This is a genomic window from Pseudorhodoplanes sp., from assembly GCF_035565795.1.
Lineage (GTDB): Bacteria > Pseudomonadota > Alphaproteobacteria > Rhizobiales > Xanthobacteraceae > Pseudorhodoplanes.
In genome coordinates this window covers 1-2,833 of sequence record NZ_DATMRV010000226.1, presented here as the reverse complement: position 1 = coordinate 2,833, position 2,833 = coordinate 1, and the positions used below count along the sequence as shown (strand labels likewise).

The window sequence follows — 2,833 nt, the reverse complement described above, 5'->3', positions numbered from 1 at the left end:
CACGCATAATCATGTCGTTCAGTTGCCGGGCTTCTTCGTCGAGATTCTGACGATGGCCGAGCCCGAGAAGCTCGGCGATGACGGCATGTCGCAACTCTTCGGCGACTTCAACCGGCGCTTTCTGGATACGGGCGAGGGCTTTTCGATGCTGATCCTGGAAAGTGCGAATGCCGGTGACGATGCACGGGCGTTCGCGGGTGCCAAGGTCGGCGCGTCGGACGTGATCCGGTTCGAGCGCGAGGGCAAAAGGCCGGATGGTTCGGCGGTGAAAGTTGCGTTCTCGCTGGCCTTCGCGCGCGATGCTCTTGCCCCTGCGCACAATTTCGCGACCTGCCAGCAGCACTATCCCGAGAATTTCTGGAATCCGGCCTGGCAGAGCCATCCGAACGCGGTGACGCGGGTGGGCGGCGTTGTGATGGTCGCCGACAATCCGAGCGATCATCACATCTTTCTGTCGGCATTCACCGGCGAGCGCGAACTGCAGTCGACATCCGCTGGCATCACCGTGACAACGCCACGCGGCGATATTCAGGTCATGGCGCCTGCCTCGTTCACGGATCATTTCGGGATCGCGGCGCCCGACATTTCCGCAGGCGCAAGGCTCGCGGCGCTGCGCCTCGTGTCGTCCGACATGGACACAACGGAATCCGTCCTCACCTCCAACGCGATCTCGCCGATCCGGCGAATGAACCGCCTGGTTGTTCCGCCGGCTCAGGCGCTGGGCGCGGCTCTCGTATTCGAAGCGGCGCATTGATTCCGGTGGCCGCCGGGCGCATGGTCGAACGCAAATGGACAAACTCCTGATACCGAACCCCGTGGTGGATGTCGGCTCTGCGCGCTTCGGCAACGATCTGCCGCTCGCGCTGATTGCCGGTCCTTGTCAACTCGAGAGCCGTGCACACGCACTGGAGATGGCATCCGCACTCAAGGAGATGGCGCACCGTATCGGCATCGGGCTGATCTACAAGACCTCGTTCGACAAGGCGAACCGCACGAGCGGCAAGTCCGCGCGCGGCATCGGACTTGAGGCCGCGTTGCCGATCTTTGCGGAGATCCGCTCGTCGCTCGATCTGCCGGTCCTGACCGACGTGCACGACGCTGCGCAATGTCCCGTTGCAGCGCAGGCCGTCGACGTGCTGCAGATCCCGGCCTTCCTGTGCCGTCAGACCGATCTGCTGGTCGCGGCGGCGCAGACCGGACGGGCGGTGAATGTGAAGAAGGGCCAGTTCCTCGCACCCTGGGACATGAAGAACGTTGTCGCGAAAATCACCGACGCCGGCAACGCACGGGTGCTGGTGACGGAGCGTGGCGTCTCGTTCGGATACAACACGCTGGTCTCCGACATGCGGGCACTCCCCGAGCTTGCCAAGACCGGTGCGCCGGTGATCTTCGACGCGACGCATTCGGTACAGCAGCCGGGCGGGCAGGGCACGGCGTCAGGCGGTCAACGCGAATACGTGGCAGTGCTGGCGCGCGCAGCTGTCGCTGTCGGCGTGGCGGGCGTGTTCATCGAAACGCATCAGGATCCCGATCGCGCGCCGTCGGACGGACCGAACATGATCGCGCTCAAGGATCTCGAGCCATTGTTGAAGACGTTGATGGCGTTCGACCGCATTGCAAAGAGCTGATCGCGCCGGAGCCGGATCGTACGGCCGGCAAATACGAAGATGAATCGCGAACTCGTCATCATAGCGCTGATCGTTTTCGTCACGTCGCTGTTCACGCGTTCGGTCGATCCCGTCGTGCCGCTGATCGCAGACGGAATGGTGGTCCAGGTCGGGACCGCCGCACTGCTCTCGACCGCGTTCGCGCTGCCTTATGCGCTGATCCAGCCTTTGCTCGGTGCGCTCGGCGACATGATGAGCAAGACGAAGCTGATGACGATCAGCCTTGTCATTCTCGTTCTCTCCGCTGCCGTCAGTGCGACCGCGCCGAGTTTCACCGTGCTGGTGCTTTCACGCGTTGCCGCAGGCATCGCGTCGGGCGGCATCTTTCCGATCTCGCTCGCGCAGGTTGGCGATCGCGTTCCGGTCGCGCAGCGGCAGGTCGTGATCGGCCGCATGCTGGCGGCGACGATGACCGGCAACCTGCTTGGTGCGTCTCTCGCCGGGATCGTCGGCGACCTTGCCGGCTGGCGCGCGGTGTTTGTCGTGACCGGACTGCTGGGCCTGATCGTGACGGTCGCGGCGCTGATCGGCTTGCGCAAGGTACCGCAGGAGAAGCCGGCGGGCTTCGACCTCTCGACAATCGTGCCGAACTATCGCGCCATCTTCGCGAACCCGCATGCAAAGTACTGTTTTGGAGCGGTCTTTCTGGAGTCGCTGGTGGTGTTCGGGATTTTCCCGCACATGGCCGCCATCATGCAGGAGGCGGGAGAAACCCGCGCGTCGATTGCCGGCATCGTGCTCGCCGGCTTCGGCATCGGCGCCGTCATCTACACGCTATTCGTGCGCTTCTTTCTCGACCTGCTTGGCGAGAGCCGGCTGATGCTGGGCGGTGGATTGATCATGGCCGCCTTTCTCCTGTTCCTGACGCTACGGCTGCCGTGGCCGCTCGAATTCGCCAACTTCGCGATGATGGGGTTCGGCTTTTACTGGCTGCACGGTTCGATACAGGTGTTCGCCACCGAACTTGCCCCGCAAGCGCGAGGCTCCGCAATGGCGCTGCATTCGATGTCGTTTTTTCTCGGACAGGCGGCAGGACCGGTGATCTACGGGGCAGGGTTCGCGGCCGTGGGGAAGACACCGCTGCTTATTTGCGGCGCGATCGTTATCGTGAGCGTCGGCTATGTCTGCTCGCGTAAGCTCAAACGGCAGCAGCCGTCCAGCGTGTA

General features: G+C 63.4%; 3 protein-coding genes. All 3 read left to right on the top strand.

What is annotated here, in order from left to right; all coding sequences use genetic code 11:
- The coding region (locus tag VNZ93_RS20035; protein WP_325709318.1) for a VOC family protein at positions 1–754 on the top strand (754 nt) is incomplete at its 5' end.
- 34 nt (positions 755–788) lie between these two features.
- Positions 789–1,628, top strand: a complete 840-nt coding sequence (gene kdsA, locus VNZ93_RS20030) for a 3-deoxy-8-phosphooctulonate synthase (RefSeq protein WP_325709315.1) — start codon at positions 789–791, stop codon at positions 1,626–1,628.
- Positions 1,629–1,667: 39 nt separating this feature from the next.
- On the top strand, positions 1,668–2,833 hold a 1,166-nt coding region (locus tag VNZ93_RS20025; protein ID WP_325709312.1), incomplete at its 3' end, for an MFS transporter.

Bases quoted from the DNA above. Each gene is read 5' to 3' on its own strand.
- kdsA (WP_325709315.1), top strand. From the start codon at position 789: ATGGACAAACTCCTGATACCGAACCCCGTGGTGGATGTCGGCTCTGCG.